This is a genomic window from Acidihalobacter yilgarnensis, from assembly GCF_001753245.1.
GTDB lineage: Bacteria > Pseudomonadota > Gammaproteobacteria > DSM-5130 > Acidihalobacteraceae > Acidihalobacter > Acidihalobacter yilgarnensis.
In genome coordinates, this window is record NZ_CP017415.1 from 2,311,042 (window position 1) to 2,329,533 (window position 18,492).

An 18,492-nucleotide genomic window follows, 5' to 3' on the forward strand; every position below is an offset into this window, starting at 1 on the left:
GTTGATTAGACCGAATCGGCCATAACAATGCTAAATGGATTCGGTATAGCACCGATTGAGCGGCATCTTTGATTTCTTACTAGGACCTTGATTATGCCTCACTTTTCTCAAACCCATCGTTTTCACTACGCTGCGCCCATCGATGCTATACGGAATCTATAATATCACCGGCATACGGATTACGTCGGCCCATGTCCTGAAACGCTATCAGTTTTCCAGACACCATACTGCCCCCTTTAATCGTGCTCCTGTAAAGACATCAGACCGATAAGGTTGATGTCCGTTCACGGGGTGAAGGCAGACGGCCAAATGTAGTGGCCAAGGAGACCGCTTTTGGCCGAAAGCCGTCTACTTCCCAGCGTTTATCAAGACCATGGACGCTAAACCGCGTAAAATATTGGGCGGCGTCAACCAGTTATTATGCTGCACGGAACTCGATTTTTTGCACGGCATTAAGATTTACCGATTGGCGAGCCTGCCAAAGATCAAAGTTGCCTTGCATAGCCAGCCAGCTCTCGGGTGTACGGCCCAAAGCCTTAGACAGCCGGAGCGCCATCTCCGAACTGATGCCACTGCTGCCATTCAGTACACGATTGAGCGTGGACGGGGCAACGCCCAACTTGGCGGATAACTGTCGTCCGGTGATCTCGAACGGTTCTAGGTAGACCTCCCGAATAAATGCTCCGGGATGAGGCGGATTGTGCATGGCCATTAGTGGTAATCCTCGTAGTTCAGCACATAGGCATGGCCGTCTCGAAATTCAAAGGTGACGCGCCAATGCCCATTGACCCATATAGACCAGCGGCCTTTATTCGAGCCTTTCAACGGATGGAGTTCGAAGCCAGGCATGTTCATGTCCTCAATTACATGGGCAGTATCCAGGGCTACGAGCTGCATCCTCAATCGCTTCGCATGTTGGGGTTGAATTATCGAGGCCGCGCCGGAGTCGTAGAATTTCAGCAGCCCCTTGTGGCGAAACGATTTGATCATGTACCGATGATAGCATGTTGCGCGCCACGCAACAATCGATGCGTGGCCGATGAAGAAATCGATCATCGTGTCCGAGGTCAAGGTAGCCTGGGAAGTGACGCGCAGCACGTAAACAACTGGCCATAAAAGCCGCGACTCGGCGTTGCTCGTCGCTTATTTTGAGCAATCAAGCTGCGCGCCTCGCGCCTTGATTGGCAGCTTTTTCAGACACAACAGTATCGCTCAATCGTGTGAACAGGCCTTAGAACCATCGCCCTGAACAGGCGTCTAAACACATCAATTACGACAGTCTAACCACGAACGCATGCCCACAGTCCAAATCAGCCGGATCGATGGAAGGAGCGACGCCCTGACACATAAACTCGCCTTTCGTGACACGCCGCGTAACGAATAGACCGTGGACGCACGCCATCGCCCGAGGCAGGCGGTGGCGATGGCATGCACTCACAAAACAGGGAGCATCACATGACGAAACAGGAAACAGGCAAACCAGCCGTCAGCGCGGCGCCGCCCATACACAACAGCGAGTTCTGGAACCAGCGCTACGCCGACAAGGCATTCGTGTGGACCGCGAACGCGAACCGCTTTGTGGCGGAGGAAACGGCTGGCCTACCGCCGGGCAAGGCGCTCGATCTCGCTGCGGGCGAAGGCCGCAATGCGGTCTGGCTGGCGGAACAGGGTTGGCAGGCGCACGCAGTCGACTTCTCGGATGTGGCCATGGAAAAGTGCCGCCGTCTGGCGGTCGAGCGTCAGGTGGCGGAGCGTGTGACCTGCGAAGTGGCCGATCTGCACGACTATGCACCCACGCCCGGAGCCTACGACCTTGTACTCCTGATCTACCTGCAGATTCCGCAGGACGAGCTGGCCCCAGTTATCGCGAGGGCAGCCGAGGCGGTAGCGCCCGGCGGCACCTTCCTGCTGGTCGCGCACGATTCGGCCAACCTGAAGGACGGCTACGGCGGCCCGCAGAACCCCGACGTGCTGTACACCGCCGAGCAGGTGCTCGTCGCACTGGACGACCGACTCGACATCGAGAAAGCCGGCGTCGTCGAGCGCCCAGTGGAAACCGACAACGGTATCAAGGTCGCGCTCGACTGCCTCGTACGAGGCAAGCGACCCGATTAAGCGACGCCTCGCAATAAAGGCACGTAGGCACATCCTCGGCACGAAAGTTTCGGCGAGGAGATTCTGGTCCGCGCAGCTATCGCCGATGGGCACCTCAATCGGCGCGCGGCGCGGTAATATTGATCCTTTTGACACGTCTAACGAGACCATGACCGACATCGACCGCCTGTTTACCCGTCTCGACGCCCTCCTCGACCGCCTAGAGCCGTTGCTGCCTCCCACCGTGCAGGCAACCGACTGGGACGCCCTTGCCTTCCGCTGGCGCCGCCCCGGCCACTTGCAGGCGGTGCGTCATCCGCAGCTCATCGAGCCCGAGGCCTTGCTCGGCATCGAACGGCAAAAAGCCCTGCTGGCGCGTAATACCGAACAGTTCGTGCGCGGCCTGCCGGCCAACAACGCGCTGCTCTGGGGCTCGCGCGGCACCGGAAAATCCTCGCTGATCCGCGCCATGCTGGAGCATTTCGGCGCACAGGGGCTGCGCCTGATCGAGGTCGAAAAGCGCGATCTGGCCGACCTGCCGGAAATTGTCGAGCCGCTGTACGAGCGCCCCGAGCGCTTCGTGATCTTCTCCGACGATCTTTCATTCGAGGCCGACGACCCGAGCTACAAGGCGCTCAAGGCCACGCTCGACGGCTCTGTCGCGGCCGCGCCGGACAACGTCCTCATCTACGCCACGTCCAACCGCCGCCACCTGCTGCCCGAATATCAGCGCGACAACCAAGACGCGCGCGTGGCCGATGGCGAACTCCATCACGGCGAGGCGGTGGAGGAGAAAATATCCCTGTCCGAACGCTTCGGCCTGTGGATCGGCTTCCACGCCTTCCGCCAGGATGACTATCTCAACATCGTCTTCCACACCCTGCGCCGCATGCAGGTCGTCTTCGAAGAATCCGAGGTGCGCCCCGAGGCCCTGCGCTTCGCACTGGAGCGTGGCTCACGCAGCGGTCGCGTCGCCGCGCAGTTCGCCCGTGACTGGGCCGGGCGTACCGGACTTTAACGCTGTCGCCCCCGGAAGCCGCGAAGGCCGGACCCCGGCCCCGAACAAACGCAGAGACTGCAACTCGACAGGCGATCCAATCCAAGGCCGATCCATCTCGCGAGCACTCCCATTCGGACACGGCTGTCGGTCGCAACACCAACGCCCATTTTCATGGCGATATAGATGACTCGCGTCGGCCCGAATCTCGGGCACCGAATCGTTCCTGCGCGTCATCTACATGTCGAAAAAATCCAGACACGAGTACCTTGATCGTCACCAGCTGCGCCAAGGCCAGACGAAGACATGCCTGCATCCACCCAAGAAACAGAATTCGTGGCCTATGTCCTCGAACTCATGCACCCACTCGGACCGATTCGAGCCAAACGCATGTTCGGCGGGCACGGGGTTTTTCTCGACGATCTCATGCTCGCCCTGATTGTGGACGGCATCCTCTACCTCAAAACGGACGCACGAACGCAGAGCGAATTCACCGCGAGAGGGCTGAATGCCTTTTCCTATATACGGCGCAATCGCGAGGTCCGGCTCTCGTATCATCAAGCCCCGGAAGAAGCGCTGGAGAATGCCGAGGATATGCGGCTGTGGGCAGGCAAGGCCCGGCAGGCTTCACTGCGCGCGGCATCGGGGCGTAACGGCAAATAACATCGCCCTTACCCATCGCGCCGACAATGGCCGGAACTTTCAGGCCTAACGCCCGGTCTTTGCAAACAGGCCCAACGTTGCGAAACCATGCTGTACACGGAACCCCACGCAGGGACGCTGCCGATCACCCAGGTCATCGCGCAGGCGCATCACCTGGTCGCCATCGTCGCCTATGAAATCGATGCGCCCGAGATCCTCGACGCCATTCGCGGCGCGGTTCGGCACGGCGTCACCGTCCAAGTCATCATTGCGCCTCATCCGCAGGGACGTCCGGTCGGCTGGGCACGCGCCGAGTTTCGGCGTCTGGTAGCCGCCGGCGCCCAGGTCCGCTGGAGCCCCTACCGCTTCACGCACCACTATGCTCGTGAGCATGCCCGCTACCTGATCGACGACGACGGGCACGGCCCAGGTCTCATCTCGGATGCGAACCTGACCCGTCACGCGCTCACGCATGGCCGGGATATGCTGTGGCTCAGTCACGAACCCACGGTCATCCGAGCGCTGGCCGAGGTTTTCGATGCCGACTGGACGCGCCAGCATGTCGGCGCTGTCCCGCGCCGTATCCTGATGGTGTCCCCCAGCAAGTCACGCCCGCTCGCCCGACTCCTGTCGCAACCGGGAGCAGTCGATCTCGAAAGTCGGAAATTCGGCTATCTGCCGCGCGTCATCCATGCACTGGAGCACAAGGGGCGCGAGGCGCGCGTCATTCTGCCGGCCTCGCTGAGTGCCTACGATCACGGCAACCTCAAATCGATGTTGCACGCCGGCGTACAGGTGCGTTACCTGCGTGACCTGACGCCGCACGGCACCGTCATTGCCGGTAATACGTTGGGATTCATTGGCTCGCAGAATCTGTCCTGGAGCAGCCTGCACTCAAGCCGCGATGTCGGCATCATCCTGCACGGGCGATCCACCGCGCCACTACGCGCCGAATTTGACCGCGACTGGCGCCGGGCCAGCCCCGTCGCCTAGCCGACGCGGGTCGCGCTCGTGGGTTTGCAGGGCCCCACGCGATGCCCTCGCAGCTGTTCGCTTAGATGCAGCCGGATGGGGTGCGAGGTATGCAGCAGACTGCGCCCACCGGCAATCAGCAGGTGGATGCGGCCTTTGAGGTGCTGCCCTTTGTAGTCGATGATGGCTTGCCCGTTCGCAGGCATCGCGCCCGGTGGCGTGCAATGCAGGCGCCAGCGCAAAATTGCGCCCGTATCGCCGATCAGCGTTTGCCGGCAGTCCTGCTCGCCGGCGCCCGGAAAAGGCTGCTTGGGCGTCAGACACACGCTGCGATGACGTTTCATGAATGGCAGCGCCGCGCCGGCGATATGCTGGCGGGTCACGATGCGCCAGCGCCCTGGTGCAATCGGTGCAATCGGTGCAATCGGTGCAATCGGTGCAATCGGTGTGGCGGGTGTGGCCGCAGCATGAACCGCAGGTAGCAGCGCGAGACCCGCAAATAGCACGCCGACCAAACACAGAAGCACTCGCCAGACGCGAGCGACCGCGCGCCGACACGACGACGGCAGGCAGCACAAGGATTGGAGGGTGGTATTTGCGGCGTCAGGCACGGAGACGCGAGACTTAGCCTACCTGAGTGTGATCGCGGTGCAGGTTATCGATCGCCTGGCGGGCCTGATCGACTTGTTCGAGGATGCGGCGCGCATGCTCAAGCATCACCAACCCTGCCTCGGTCGGGCTGACCCCACGATGATGGCGGGTGAACAGCGAGACACCGAGTTCCCGTTCCAGCTTACACAATTGCTGAGACAGAGCCGGCTGGGAAATATGCACGCGTTGCGTGGCCCGGCCGACATGTCCGACCTCTGCGATTGCTAGCAAGTATCTGAGTTGTCTTAATTCCACGCAGATATTGACCTTCATTTCGCATGAAAAGTTGCAGCAATTGACGATAAAACATGGATTTAGTGATCGTTTTTTCTTATTGATTGGCAAAAATGTCCCATTCAGGCGATAAAATAACCACACAAAATTATATTGCATTGCGCGATATCGCCACGCCCTATCCCCGAAAATAAAGGCTTGAAGCCGTATTACCGTCATATCGTCACGTCCATCCATCTTGTTCCGTGGCCACCATCCCAGAACGCGCCCAGATGTGTCGAAATGACGAATCAAAGCGGTCTCACCCAATTTCTGCATGCACGAAAACGCCACGCACTCGTCTGGTGGATGCACGTCCCTGATCGATCAATCTCTCGAAGCCGCATCTGCGCGTGAACAAAAACGCTAAGCCGGCGCAAAAATGAGGTCCTTTCACGACCCTCGCCCCTGATAACCCGGGATGCGTGAGTTCGGCACACGGCGTCAGCCGCCCGTGCGGCGGTTTACCACTCTGGATGGCCTGATTATCATTACCGCGCTTCAGCAGGTTTGAAGCCATCCTCATAATAAGTCAACAACGACAAAGGACTGTGAAATGCGACGTATAACGCTCTATTCGATTCTTGCCATAACCTGCGCGAGCCCTGCCACGAGCTTCGCAGCATCGATCCCTGGCGCGATCATGCGCAATGACAACATCGGCTCGATCGGATACGTGAATCTGCACCAGCACTACACGGAATCGGGCACCAACATTGCCACCAACGGCAACGTGCTCACCGGCACTCTGGACAAGGAGACCGGCAATCTCAGCGGTATCGAACTCGACACCGCTTCCCAGTGGAGCCATATCGGCATCCGCACGCACATCCTCTATGCTGCAGGCAACACGGCCTACGACGGACACGCTCTTTCCAACAACGCGCCGGCCACGGGCACCACGCAGAACAAGCTCTTCGACGCGAGCTTTGGCCTGAATTACGGTTTTTCCTTCGCGGCACTGCCCGATCTGGCCTTCATGCCAAGCCTTGAAGTCGGTTACAACATCTGGAATCGCGACCTCGGCAGCTACAGCGAGGTCTATCTGAACGGTTACTGGCTGGGCAAGCTGGGGCTGCAGTACGCCGTGACGCCGTATCTGATCGTCGACGGTGGTTACGGCGCCGGACGGACCGTGTCGCCACGCATGGACTCAGGCCTCACCAGTCAGACCTATACGCTCGGCACAGCCGGTATTTCCAGAGGCTGGATCGGTGTGGATTTCGTGCTCGGCGGCCATCTCAAGCTTTATGCGAAATACAGCACCACGTCGTATCGCTACCTGGCCAGCGCCGCCGATGCCAACGGCTATTACGAGCCGGACAGCAAAACGGTGCACGATGCGGTCAGCGCCGGCATCGGCCTGCGTTTCTAGCCACTCCCGCAGCGCGAGCGAGGCGGCCCGGCACGTCCATCAGCGCCGCGCCGGACCGCCCTTGCCGTAGCCGGTCAGCTCCAGATAGCCATTACCGCGTACCAGATGACCGGATTGCGTGCCCTCGACCGATACCAGGCCCTCCCAATAGCGCACGGCCAATGGCAACCATTGATCGTCCAGCCGGGCACGCACCTGCAGGTCCAACCCCAGCGAGGGCACGGACAGGCGCCAGGCCACCGGATACCGCCCACCACCCGGCGCGGTCCACCAATCCGTCGGCACGGCCTTGACTGCATCGGCCTTTAGATGGGTCACGCGGCCGTCGGGGGCCACCCAGGTGCCGGCGCTGAACGGATCGGTTTGCCCGTCGCGGTCGCGCAGGCGATAAAACATCAGGTCCGCGCCATCGTCGAGGCGCAGCCCAAACCAGTCCCAACCCACCTGATCCGGCCCCAGCGCGCTGGTGCTCCACTCGTGATCCATCCACACGTCGCCGGTAACACGATAGCTATGCCCTTGCAGCCTAAGCTCGCCGTCGGCCGCCAGACGGGGCATCGAATAATAATACGAAGCATCACCCGCTGCCGGTCCCTTGCGACTGAGCCCCCGGTCGCCGTTGAGAATGACGCCCTGTCCAGCGGATAGCGTCAGATTCAATCCCAGATCGCCTCGCTGCGCCCGCAGACGCCAGGGAAAATCCCCACTGCCCATCGACGCCACCGACCAGTTACCCAGCCAAATTCTGAAGGGTTTGGCCTGTGCGCCGGCGAGCCCCAGGGCGCCACGCGAGAAGCGCTGATAGGCCCTGAAGCGATGCCCGGTCACGTCGGTCACGGCAAAATCGGCCATGTAAACCTGATTGCTGCGCCAGGGCGAGTCACCCGTCGGGCGATGCGGTGTGAGCGCGAAGCGGAACACGGTCAGTTCGAAGCCGAAGGTGCGCCCAGCCGCATCGCGCAGATGACCGGTGTAATACCACCATTCGGTGCGAAATCGCGGATGAGGGCCCTGATCGGCAGGGAATTTCAACGGTCGCGGCACGAGCGCACGGGCGAAGCCGGTCGTGTCCGCCTGCGCGCCCAGCAGCGTCTGTATCGTGGTCGCGGCAGACCGCTTCGTCGCATCCGTCCCCTGCGGCTGACAAGCGGTCAAGGCCAGCACGCAGAGGATGGGGTACACAAGATGCGCAAGATGCGAGCGGCGACGCATCATTCCGCTCGCAACGCGCGCGCCGGCGAGACACTGGCCATACGCCAGGCTGGGTACAAGCCGGCGAGCAGAGCCGCGCTCAACGCGACCGCGAGCCCCTCGACCAGAAAAACAGCGTCGATGTGCAGCGGTAACGTCCAACCAAAGGCGCGGCGATTGATCACCTCCGTCAGCACCCATGATAGCCCCACGCCCAGCGGCAGGGCAGCCAGCCCTGCGGCCAGCCCAAGCACTGCTGTCTGGGCGGTGACCACGCCGAGCATTTCAAATGGCGTGACGCCCAACGCACGCAGGACCGCGTGTTCACGCTGGCGCTCAAGCGCCAGCGCCATGAGGCTCGCCAACACACCGACGAAGGCCACCCCAAGTAACAACAGGCGCAGCACGCGCGTGATCGCGAAAGTCTGATCGAAGATACGCAACGACTGGTCGACGATGGCGCCATTGGCGCGTACGCGCGCGCCGCTAGGCGCTGCCAGGGCGCGTAGCCTCGACAATACTGCGGCACGATCCGCACCGGGACGCAGATAGACCGCGAGCGAACTCGCGCCCGTCTCATGCCACCAGCGCGCATACAGCGCCTTCGGCATCATGATCAGACCGCGGCCACCCCCATAGTCGCGGATCACCGCGGCGATGGGGAAGGCGCGCGGCCCGGACGGCGTGTCTAGCGTCAACCGCCCCCCCGGATGCAGACCATGGCGATAAGCCATCGGTTCGGACACGAAAATCGCGCGCCCCGCCTCGAATGCACGCCAGGCATTTGGCAGCGCTTCCTGTATCGAGGCGGCCGGATGCTCACCGGGACGCGCGCCCAGGGCGAGGACCACGAAGTGTCCATCGGGCCCACGCACCGGCACGCGCAAGCCCGTGGTCACCCGCGCGACGCCCGGCGAATGCGCCACCCGATCCGCCAGCCCGACCGGCAGCCGCGTGCCGCCACCGTCGAAGCCCGCGGAGACGTAGTAATCGCCGCGGAGTGTCTGATGCAGCCAGTCCACTACCGCGTCTCGAAAGCTCGACACCATGATGCCCACGCCGATGGCCGCGGCGAGCGCGATGGCCAGCGCCGCGACGGCAAGACCCGTGCGTCCGACGGATCGGCGCACACCGGTCAGTGCCAACCGGGTACGCACGCCCGCGTTCGTGCCCAAGCAGGCCAGCAACCAGGCAAATACGCGCAGCCAGGCGGGCATCCACAGACTCGCACCCAGCAGGATCATGAACAGTGCAGCAAAGGCAGGCACCAGGGCGTGCGTGGTCAAGGCCATCAAGGCGACACCGCCGCCAACCAGCGACAATCCGCCTACCAGACGCCAGGGCTCGCGGCGACGTCCCCGCGCCTCCGCAGACATCAATTCGCTGCGCCCGCGCGGCGCCAGACCCGTCGCCTCCAGTGCTGGCGGCAATGCCGCGAGTAAGGCGACCACCACGGCCAGCACCAGCCCGCCCAGCAAGAGCCAGGGATTGATATAAACGCGGCTCACCGTGAGCGTGAAATACAGGTCGTCGATGGTGCGCGTCACCAACTGGACCAGACCGTGGCCAAGCACCACCCCCAAACCGAGGCCCACGAGCGCACCGATCACGGCCAGTATTGCGGCCTCGCTCAGCACGCCACGCAACACTTCGGCACGGGTTACACCCTGGGCGCGCAACAGGGCGATTAATGGGCCTCGCCGCAACACCGAAAAAACCAGTGCGTTGTAGACCAGATAGGCTCCGATCAGCAGCGCGAGCAGACTCATGGCCGTGAGATTGAGCCGGAAGGCGCGGGTCATGCGCTCGGCAGCACTCAGAATCTCGCTCGCCGGCTCCAGCCGCAACGACGCCGGCAAAGCCGCGCGCAAGCGCCCAAGCTGTGCGGCGTCGAGATGCAAATCGATACGACTCAGGTTCTGCGTTTGCCCAAGCAATGTCTGCACACTGGCAATATCAGCAACGACTATCCCCTGCAAAGCACCGCCTGGGTCCGTGCCGAGAAAGCCCAACAGACGCAGCGTCTGCGTCTTGCCGCCAATCCGCGCCGTGAAATCATCGCCCACGACCAATCCGAGCCCAGCGGCAGTCACGCGCGACATCGTCACGCCGTTCGGCACGGTCATCAGCCCCAATCCCCTGCCCGGCAACGCGGCGGCAAGCCGTGGTGCGAGCGTGGCCTCGGCCAGCGGCGCGATGCCTACCAGTTGCAGGGTGCGGCCGTGTACGCGCAACGTGCCCTCGACGCGGGGCGCCGCACGTTCGATACCCATTGCCACACGCAGATGCACATACCATTGCTGCGGCACGCCCGAAGGGCCGCCAACGAGTCGGTAATTGGCCGCGCCGCTCAGGGCCTCCGTCGATAACCTAAAGCCCTTGAGCGCACTTTCATTGGCCAGCTGCACGGCCACCACCACGGCCACGCCAAGCGCGATACTGAGTAAGGCCAGCGCAAGTTGGGTCGGGCTTCTCAGCCAGTAACGCAGTCCGGCACGGGCAAGCAAGTGGCTCACGCCGGCACCAGGGCCCCGTTCCCCAGTCGCAAACGCCGCTGCGCGGCCTCGGCTACGGATTCGCTGTGCGTCACCATCAACAAAGTAGTGCCGTCACGGCGCACCGCATCCAGCAACAACGCGAGCACCTCCGTGCCGGTAGCCGCGTCCAGGCTGCCAGTAGGCTCATCGGCCAAGATCAACGCTGGACGGTGCGCCAGCGCACGGGCGATCGCCACCCGCTGCTGCTCGCCGCCCGAGATCTGTTCCGGGTAAGCCCCCGCGCGATCGCCCAAACCCACGCGTTGTAAAAGTTCGAGCGCCAGTTTTCGTGCATCGCGCGGGCGGGCACCGTTGAGTTCGCGCGGCAGACGAACGTTTTCGAGCAGCGTCAGGCTTGGGATGAGGTTGAAGAACTGATAGATGAAACCGATATGACGACGCCGAAATAAGGTGCGCTCACGCTCGCCGAGCCGGCTCAGCTCAACGCCTGCGACCCACACCTGCCCGGCGGCCGGCGGCTCGATGCCGGCAATCAGATTGAGTAAGGTCGATTTGCCGGTGCCGCTGGCACCGAGCAGGGCCACGGATTCGCCACGCTCGAAGCGGACATCCACCCCGTCGAGAACGCGATGCTGACGCGTGCCATCTTGATAATAATGGCGCAGGCCCAGCAGGCGGACCTGAGGGGCGCTATCAGTCACCCTGCACCGTGACGATCAGACGCCGATGCTGCCCGCCGGTACGATGCTCCCACAGAAAAACGCCCTGCCACGTACCCAGCGCCGGCCGGCCTTCGCGAACCGGCAGGGTCAACTCGCTGCCGGTCAGCACGCTGCGCGCGTGCGCCGGCATGTCGTCTGGACCTTCGTTTTGATGTACGAATAGCGGATCACCATCCGGAATCATGCGCGACATCAGGGCCTCAAGGTCGCGCCGCACATCGGGATCGGCATTCTCGCAGAGCATCAGCGAGGCGCTGGTATGACACACGAAGACATGGCACAGCCCTGTGCGCACCCCGCAGTTGGCAAGACGCTCGCTCAGTGCCGCTGTCAGTTCGTAGGTGCCCCGCCCCGTTGTCTCGACCGTAAATTCAAACTGCTGCGTAGGCATACCGCCACTTACCTCGATATCGTATCCGCCATACCCACGTTCGAATGTCGGGGAACGCGGAACGTTGTTATCCAGTCATATGAACACGATAGCGCGTGCAGTTTAACAGGATTGACACCCGCGCCTCGTAGCATGGACGACATGCGCCCGCCAATCCTCGCCTGAAGGCCACCCATGAACATCCTGATGCTGAGCGACGTCTATTTCCCGCGTGTGAATGGGGTTTCGACGTCCATCGCGACCTTCCGCCGCGAGCTGGAGACGCTTGGGCATCAGGTACATCTGATCGCGCCCGCCTATCCCACCGGTGGCGAGGCCGAATCCGGAGTCACTCGCATCCCCGCCCGCTATCTATTTGCCGATCCCGAGGATCGGATGATGCGTCGCGGCGCACTGCTCGATCTGACCGCGGAATTGGCCGATCACGATTTCGACATCGTACACATTCAGACCCCCTTCATCGCCCATCACGCCGGCGTCCGGCTGGCGCGGCGTTTGGGCATCCCTCGGGTAGAGACCTATCACACCTTCTTCGAGGAATATCTTTACCACTATCTACCCTGGGCACCGCGTGCGCTGACCCGCTTCGCAGCCCGACGCTTTTCGGCGATGCAATGCAACGACCTCGACGGGCTGGTGGTTCCCTCCACCGCCATGGCCGAACGCCTACGCGTCTACGGCGTACACACGCCAACGCGCATCATTCCCACCGGGATCGATCCGCTCAGCCTGCAAGGAGGGGATGGTCAGGCATTTCGGCAGCGCTTGGGTATCGCCCCCGACCGCCCAACCTTGGTACACGTCGGGCGCATCGCCTACGAAAAAAACATCGACTTCTTGCTACACATGCTCGACCGGGTGCGGCAATCTCTGCCCGAAGTATTGTTGATCGTCGCCGGCGAAGGCCCCGCCTTGCGCCACCTCAAACGCCTCGGATGCCAGCTCGGCCTCGACGACCACCTACGTTTCGTCGGTTATTTGGACCGCAAACGCGAACTACTCGATTGCTACCGCGCCGGCGATGCCTTCGTCTTCGCCTCCAAGACCGAGACCCAGGGGCTGGTCCTGCTTGAAGCACTCACCCTCGGTGTGCCGGTGGTTTCGACCGCGATCATGGGCACCCGCGATGTCCTCGCGCGCGAACAGGGCGGCGCACTGATCGCCGATGACGACACGGAAGATTTCGCCGCCAAGGTACTCCAATTGTTGCGCGACCCAGGCCTGCGCGCGCGCCTCGCTGCCGAGGCACCGACGTATGCCGCGCAGTGGAATGCCGGTGCTCAGGCACGCCGCCTCGAGACCTTCTATAGCGACATCATCCGCCACGATGCCATCGCCAACGCCAGTCACCCGCCGGTTGGCACCGCTCCCCACTGAGCCGCGCCCCACGTTGCCATCGCGAATGGCACAATAGGCGTTGGTCAACGACAACGTCTGACATGCCAGCCTCAAGATTCGCCCTCCGCCGCCGCTTGGTCTCCCTGCCACTGACCATGGGGCTGTCGGTAGCCATGCGCGGCACCCTGGCCACTGGCGTACCGCTGCTCGGGCTTGAAGCCTTGCATCAGCCGATCCCCGCCCTGCTGGCTGCCCTCGGCGCTCTGCAAACCTCCATCGCGGACGTCGGCGGCCCTTATCGCGACCGTATCATCACCCTCGGGCTTGCCTGCCTCTTCCTGCCACTCGCGGCCATCGTCGGCCAGATACTGGCCAGCTGGTGGTGGGCCGCGACCCTCGGCGCCACCCTGCTCGCGGTAGGCATCGGTCTCGGGCGCGCCTTCGGCCAACTCGGCACCTCGCTGGGATTCGCTACCGGCGTCGCCTTTCTCATCGGTATGGTGACGCCTGACGTCACCGCCTCTGCCGCTCTGCTTGGCGGCAGCCTGTTCCTTGGCGCCGCATGGACTTTGGTCGTAGCCTTGGTCTTCTGGAAACTCCGGCCCTACAAACGCGTCGAATATGAAGTCTCGGAATGTTTCTCCGCCGCGGCCGAGGTAGCGGAGGCCGCCCTCGACACCATTCGTCGCAAGACTCCATCATCAGGCGATGGCGGCCTTGCACGTACACATCACGCCCTGCGTATGCGCGTGGAACAGGCGCGCGCCACTCTGGATCAGCTACGCGGCGACAGCGACGGCCGTAATCTGACCCTGCCGCGCTTATTGGTCCTGATCCGCTCTGCGGCCCGTATCGGGGCCAATACCCTTGCCCTGGGCGACGTAGAAGCCAGCCGTCCTGCCGGTGCCGTACACGCGCAGGCGGCTCTCGCCCGAACGCTGGAATCACTGGTGCATATCTGCCAGATCATCGCCCGTGATCTCGCCTTTGGGCGTGGCGTTCTGGACACCCGAGCCTACGAAGTCAAACTGGCCGGGTTGGCCCGTGCGCTGACACGCTTGCGCAGCAGGCCGGATTGCCCACCCGCGCTGTGGCTGGAATTCGAACATGCGCTCACCGCGCTGGACCGCAACCGTGCGCACTTGCAAAACGTCGTCGAGGTACTCGATCAATTGTTCGGCGACGAACACACCGCCGGCAGTCGCCTGTTGCCACGCTTGTATGCGCGCGAGCTATTCCGCCGCGGACTCGCCAACCTACGCGCGAATCTGCGCCCGCGTGCGGCGCTATTCCGCCACGCTCTGCGGCTGGCGCTGGCCGTAGCAATCGGCACTGCGCTTTACACCGGGTTCGCACTACCACATGGCATCTGGATTCCCTTGACCGTATTGGTGGTGCTGCAACCCGACATCGGTGGCACCCGCGCACGCGCCTTCCAGCGTACCGCCGGCACCGTGGCGGGCGTTACCCTTGCGGGTCTGCTGGTCACCCAGGTGCACGACCCGGACCTGATCAATCTCCTGCTACTGGGACTCACCTTTTTCACGTTGCTGTTCCTGCGCCGTCGCTACGCGCTTGCCGTCACCCTGCTGACCCCGCTGATCATCCTGCTGCTCGAACGATTGGCCCCCAGTGGCTTGGCATTGGTGTTCGAGCGTGTGGCCTATACCCTGACCGGCGCCGTACTCGCCCTCGCCGCAGGTTACTGGCTATGGCCCAACTGGCAGCGCCGGCAGTTGCCCGCACAATTGGCCACTGCGCTCGCCTCGACTGCGCGTTATGCCTCGGCCACGCTCGACCATCTGCGCACCGGCACCGGCGTGGACATGGGCACCATCGAACTGCGCCGCATGGCTGAAACCGATGCGGCCAATGCCGATGCTGCCTATCAGCGCATGCTCGCCGAACCTCGGCGACAGCAGGAAAATACCCGCGCCTATCTCGCACTGGTGAGCTACAACGAGCGCCTGACCCGACATCTCACCGACCTGGATGAATTCATAGGTACTGGGGAAGCAACGCCCCTACCGCCGCATCTCGAAGACTGGATCAGCGCGCTGCTGGACACGCTCAGGCGTATCGCACGTGCGCCGACAGATGAAATCTCCCCACTTGGCGACCTCGCTGCACTGGAGTCGGCCAACGCCAGCATGAGCCCGGCGCTGGGGCGCTGGGATGCGATCGACCGGCAACATCCCTACCCGGTTTTACGTCAAACGCTGCTGGAAAAAATAGGCACGGACGTATCCGCACTCTATGCCGCAGCCTGGCGCCTGCTTCACGGCGACGCCCCGGACGCGCGCAAGCGGCTATAGTCACCTCTCAAGTGACACCCAGAACTTCCTTGCAGACTAACCCACGGGACCCCTCGATATGACCCTGACCGAGCTTCGTTACGTCGTAGCATTGGCGCGCGAACGCCACTTCGGACGCGCAGCGGCCAGCAGCTTCGTCAGCCAGCCGACCCTCAGCGTCGCCGTCAAGAAGCTCGAAGATGAACTTGGCACCCCGTTGTTCGAACGTGGCGGCGCCGAAGTCACGCCCACACCGCTTGGCGAGCAGGTGGTCGAATACGCGCAGGCAATACTCGAACAGGTCGAGGGCATTCGCAATCTGGCTCGGGGACACGCCGACCCGCTGCAGGGCGTACTGCGCCTCGGTGCCATCTACACCGTCGGCCCCTATCTGCTGCCACAGCTCATTCCCAACCTGCACGACACCGCCCCCCTCATGCCCTTGCTGATTGAAGAGGGCTTTACTGCAGATCTGCGGCGGCGCCTCAAACAGGGTGAGCTAGACGCCATCATCGTCGCACTACCCTTCGATGAACCCGGCGTGACCGTACGACCACTTTACGAAGAACCTTTTGTCGCTCTGCTCCCTTCGGCCCATCCGCTGAGCGCGCAATCGCAGCTCCCGCTGGAGGCGCTCGCCGGCGAGGATTTGCTGCTACTCGGACCGGGGCATTGCCTACGGGACCAAATTCTCACGGCTTGCCCGGCTTGTGCCCGGCCAAGCGGCAGCGCTCAGGGTGAATCTCACCTCGCCGGCAGCTCACTCGAAACCCTGCGCCACATGGTGGCCTCCGGGCTCGGCGTCACCATCCTGCCGTGTACCGCAGCGGGTGCCGAGCGCTATGCCGACCGCCTGATAGCCGTTCGCCGACTGAGCGACCCGGTACCACATCGCCGGGTCGCCCTCGCCTGGCGCAGCAGCTTTCCCAGACCTGGCGCGATCGAGGTCCTGACGCGTGCCATCCTCGACACGCCGATGAGCTGCGTGGAACTCTGCTGAAGCGGCTGGACAAAAAGCCCCGCCGCTCGATCAGGCCGCCCGCGACCGGCCTGATTCAATCCAACGAATCAGCGCCTCGGAATCACCGAGATAAGCACCGTTCACAAACACCTGCGGCACCGTATCGCGCCCCGTGGCCGCACGTACGCCGCGCAAGCTCATATCGCTTCCCACCGACACCTCCTCATACGGCATGCCATATTCCGACAACAAGCCCTTGGCACGCAGGCAATAGGCACAACCGGGGCGAGTGAATATGAGGATATCGTCAGGTTTCACGGCCATCGGATTCAGATACGCCAGCATCGTATCGGCATCAGAGACTTCGAAGGGATCGCCCTCCACCTCGGGTTCGATGAACATCTTCTCGATAATCCCGTCGCGCACCAACATTGCGTAACGCCATGAACGGCGCCCGAAGCCCAGCGCATGCTTGTCCACGAGCATGCCCATGGCCTCGGTGAAATCGCCATTGCCGTCCGGTAGGAAGGTCAGATGCTCAGCCTCCTGGTCCTTGCGCCATTCATTCATCACGAAGGCATCATTCACCGAGATGCAAACGATCTCGTCGATGCCATTGGCCCTGAACACCGGCGCCAGTTCGTTGTAACGTGGCACATGGCTGGACGAGCACGTCGGCGTGAATGCCCCAGGCAGGGAAAACACGACGATATTGCGATCCCTGAAAACATCTGCGCTGCTCACGTCGACCCATTCGTTCCGCTGACGGGTCTTGAACATCACCTCGGGTATCGATTGTCCCTCGCGATTCTTGAACATGGAAACCTCCTTGATTGCGTATGGTTCGGGCCAGTGCCCATTCTTGACTTCACGCAATCAGCATACGGAGGCGGGTTATATTAATAAAATTAATTATATTCATAATAATAATAGTTTATAACTATTTTCCAATCGCATCATTGACCAAACAGATCCAACTGATCCTCAGCGCGCGCCGGCACCCTGAAGCGACTGCAATCCAGCGGCGGCAACCCACGATCAAGGCCTTCGCGTCGACTGGCGATACGAAAACGTTGCGCAATAAGATCGGCATAGGGACCGCGGCCACGCATGCGTACGCCGAACTCGGATTCGTATTCCCGCCCGCCATGCATCTGGCGCAGCAGGCTCAGCACGTGTTCCGCACGACCGGGTACATGCGTCTTGAGCCATTCCGTGAACAACGGCTTGACCTCGCGCGGTAGGCGCAACATGACATAACCGGCTGCGCTGGCCCCCGCCTCACGGGCCGCCCGCAGCACCCGTTCGAGCTCATGATCGTTGAGCGCCGGGATTGTCGGCGCAAACAGCACCCCGCACGGTATGCCAGCGGCCGCCAGGCGTGCTATCGCTTCTAGGCGTCGGGCCGGTGTGGCTGCCCGCGGTTCGAGACCACGTGCGAGTACTGGATCGAGTGTCGTTACCGACATGAAGACTTGCGCAAGCCCCTCAGATGCCATTGCGGACAACACTTCCAAATCACGTTCGATCAAGGCCGATTTGGTTACGATCGACACTGGATGGCGATGCGCCCAAAGCACCTCAAGCAACCGCCGCGTCAGCCCGACACGACGCTCCACCGGCTGATAGGCGTCGGTATTGATACCGAGTGCGATCGGCGAGCAAGCATAGCCGCGCCGCCCCAACTCCTCCGCCAGCCGCGCCGGCGCATCCGGTTTGTGGAACAGGCGTGTTTCGAAGTCCAACCCCGGCGACAGACCGAGATAGGCGTGCGTCGGTCGCGCAAAGCAATAACTGCAGCCATGCTCACAACCACGGTATGGGTTCACCGACTGGGAAAAAGCGACATCCGGCGAACGGTTACGACTGATCACACGCCGAGCCTTATCCACCCCGAGCGTAGTGCGCAGCGGCGGCAGGTCATCAAACGAAGCCGTCCATCCATCCGCTACCCGCTCATGAGTCAAAGACTCGAAACGCCCCGTCCGGTTTGAAGCCGTGCCCCGGCCCTTGCGGGGGGCGGGCACAATGGCGCAGTCTCGATCGTCATTCATAGGGATACGCTCCGCGCCTCAGGAATGCTGAATTGTTTG

Annotated in this window: 18 protein-coding genes; 8 read left to right on the forward strand and 10 right to left on the reverse strand. The window is 62.3% G+C overall.

Translation table 11 applies throughout. The annotated features are described in order from the left end of the window. Positions 1-418: 418 nt before the first annotated feature. A complete protein-coding gene (locus BI364_RS11055; RefSeq protein WP_070078784.1) occupies positions 419-712 on the reverse strand; it encodes a HigA family addiction module antitoxin in 294 nt (97 codons plus the stop codon). Beyond that, on the reverse strand, positions 712-990 hold the full coding sequence (locus tag BI364_RS11060) for a type II toxin-antitoxin system RelE/ParE family toxin (protein WP_070080033.1): 279 nt from the start codon (positions 988-990) through the stop codon (positions 712-714). The genes BI364_RS11055 and BI364_RS11060 overlap by 1 nt, the downstream gene beginning before the upstream one ends. A gap of 465 nt (positions 991-1,455) precedes the next feature. On the opposite strand from BI364_RS11060, the gene BI364_RS11065 reads away from it, so the two are divergent. The 4 genes from BI364_RS11065 (at position 1,456) to BI364_RS11080 (ending at position 4,726) form a co-directional block, all read left to right on the forward strand. Continuing rightward, positions 1,456-2,115 (forward strand): class I SAM-dependent methyltransferase, encoded by a 660-nt coding sequence (locus tag BI364_RS11065; protein ID WP_070078785.1) that lies wholly within the window; start codon positions 1,456-1,458, stop codon positions 2,113-2,115. Between the two features lie 148 nt (positions 2,116-2,263). Beyond that, complete coding sequence (locus tag BI364_RS11070) at positions 2,264-3,112, forward strand: ATP-binding protein (protein ID WP_070080034.1); 849 nt, start codon at positions 2,264-2,266, stop codon at positions 3,110-3,112. Positions 3,113-3,397: 285 nt separating this feature from the next. Continuing rightward, a complete protein-coding gene (locus BI364_RS11075) occupies positions 3,398-3,754 on the forward strand; it encodes a TfoX/Sxy family protein (protein WP_070078786.1) in 357 nt (118 codons plus the stop codon). A gap of 87 nt (positions 3,755-3,841) precedes the next feature. Continuing rightward, positions 3,842-4,726 (forward strand): phospholipase D-like domain-containing protein, encoded by an 885-nt coding sequence (locus tag BI364_RS11080; RefSeq protein ID WP_070078787.1) that lies wholly within the window; start codon positions 3,842-3,844, stop codon positions 4,724-4,726. Here the strand turns inward: BI364_RS11080 and BI364_RS11085 are convergent. After that, entirely contained in the window at positions 4,723-5,316 is a 594-nt protein-coding gene (locus BI364_RS11085; RefSeq protein ID WP_156782725.1) for a DUF3617 domain-containing protein, read from the reverse strand. The two genes, BI364_RS11080 and BI364_RS11085, sit on opposite strands and share 4 nt — an antisense overlap. A gap of 13 nt (positions 5,317-5,329) precedes the next feature. Continuing rightward, on the reverse strand, positions 5,330-5,908 hold the full coding sequence (locus BI364_RS18380) for a LysR family transcriptional regulator (protein ID WP_197495686.1): 579 nt from the start codon (positions 5,906-5,908) through the stop codon (positions 5,330-5,332). A gap of 277 nt (positions 5,909-6,185) precedes the next feature. Here BI364_RS18380 and BI364_RS11095 point away from each other — a divergent pair, with 277 nt between their 5' ends. Further along, positions 6,186-7,004 (forward strand): hypothetical protein, encoded by an 819-nt coding sequence (locus BI364_RS11095; protein WP_070078790.1) that lies wholly within the window; start codon positions 6,186-6,188, stop codon positions 7,002-7,004. A gap of 39 nt (positions 7,005-7,043) precedes the next feature. On the opposite strand, the gene BI364_RS11100 is transcribed toward BI364_RS11095, so the two are convergent. Genes BI364_RS11100 through BI364_RS11115 form a run of 4 tightly spaced genes read right to left on the reverse strand, consistent with a single transcriptional unit; the run spans position 7,044 to position 11,806 of the window. After that, positions 7,044-8,219, reverse strand: a complete 1,176-nt coding sequence (locus BI364_RS11100) for a lipocalin-like domain-containing protein (protein WP_070078791.1) — start codon at positions 8,217-8,219, stop codon at positions 7,044-7,046. After that, positions 8,216-10,711 (reverse strand): ABC transporter permease, encoded by a 2,496-nt coding sequence (locus BI364_RS11105; protein WP_070078792.1) that lies wholly within the window; start codon positions 10,709-10,711, stop codon positions 8,216-8,218. The genes BI364_RS11100 and BI364_RS11105 overlap by 4 nt, the downstream gene beginning before the upstream one ends. Next, the gene (locus BI364_RS11110; protein ID WP_083251332.1) at positions 10,708-11,394 is read right to left on the reverse strand and encodes an ABC transporter ATP-binding protein; all 687 of its coding nucleotides are present in this window, start codon (positions 11,392-11,394) and stop codon (positions 10,708-10,710) included. Before BI364_RS11110 ends, BI364_RS11105 begins: the two co-directional genes overlap by 4 nt. After that, positions 11,387-11,806 carry a secondary thiamine-phosphate synthase enzyme YjbQ gene (locus BI364_RS11115; protein ID WP_070078793.1) on the reverse strand — a complete coding sequence of 140 codons (420 nt, stop codon included), beginning with the start codon at positions 11,804-11,806 and terminating at the stop codon, positions 11,387-11,389. The genes BI364_RS11110 and BI364_RS11115 overlap by 8 nt, the downstream gene beginning before the upstream one ends. A gap of 174 nt (positions 11,807-11,980) precedes the next feature. Here BI364_RS11115 and BI364_RS11120 point away from each other — a divergent pair, with 174 nt between their 5' ends. The 3 genes from BI364_RS11120 (at position 11,981) to BI364_RS11130 (ending at position 16,438) form a co-directional block, all read left to right on the forward strand. Then, positions 11,981-13,183: a glycosyltransferase gene (locus tag BI364_RS11120; protein WP_070078794.1), complete on the forward strand. Its 1,203-nt coding sequence runs from the start codon at positions 11,981-11,983 to the stop codon at positions 13,181-13,183. 62 nt (positions 13,184-13,245) lie between these two features. Next, positions 13,246-15,459, forward strand: coding sequence for an FUSC family protein (locus tag BI364_RS11125; RefSeq protein WP_083251333.1), 2,214 nt, complete (start codon positions 13,246-13,248; stop codon positions 15,457-15,459). 58 nt (positions 15,460-15,517) lie between these two features. Continuing rightward, positions 15,518-16,438, forward strand: coding sequence for a hydrogen peroxide-inducible genes activator (locus BI364_RS11130; RefSeq protein ID WP_070078796.1), 921 nt, complete (start codon positions 15,518-15,520; stop codon positions 16,436-16,438). A gap of 30 nt (positions 16,439-16,468) precedes the next feature. Here BI364_RS11130 and BI364_RS11135 read toward each other — a convergent pair whose 3' ends face one another. Both BI364_RS11135 and BI364_RS11140 read right to left on the reverse strand, forming a co-directional pair. After that, positions 16,469-17,218 (reverse strand): glutathione peroxidase, encoded by a 750-nt coding sequence (locus BI364_RS11135; protein ID WP_070080036.1) that lies wholly within the window; start codon positions 17,216-17,218, stop codon positions 16,469-16,471. A gap of 137 nt (positions 17,219-17,355) precedes the next feature. Next, complete coding sequence (locus BI364_RS11140) at positions 17,356-18,453, reverse strand: PA0069 family radical SAM protein (RefSeq protein WP_070078797.1); 1,098 nt, start codon at positions 18,451-18,453, stop codon at positions 17,356-17,358. Positions 18,454-18,492 lie beyond the last annotated feature (39 nt).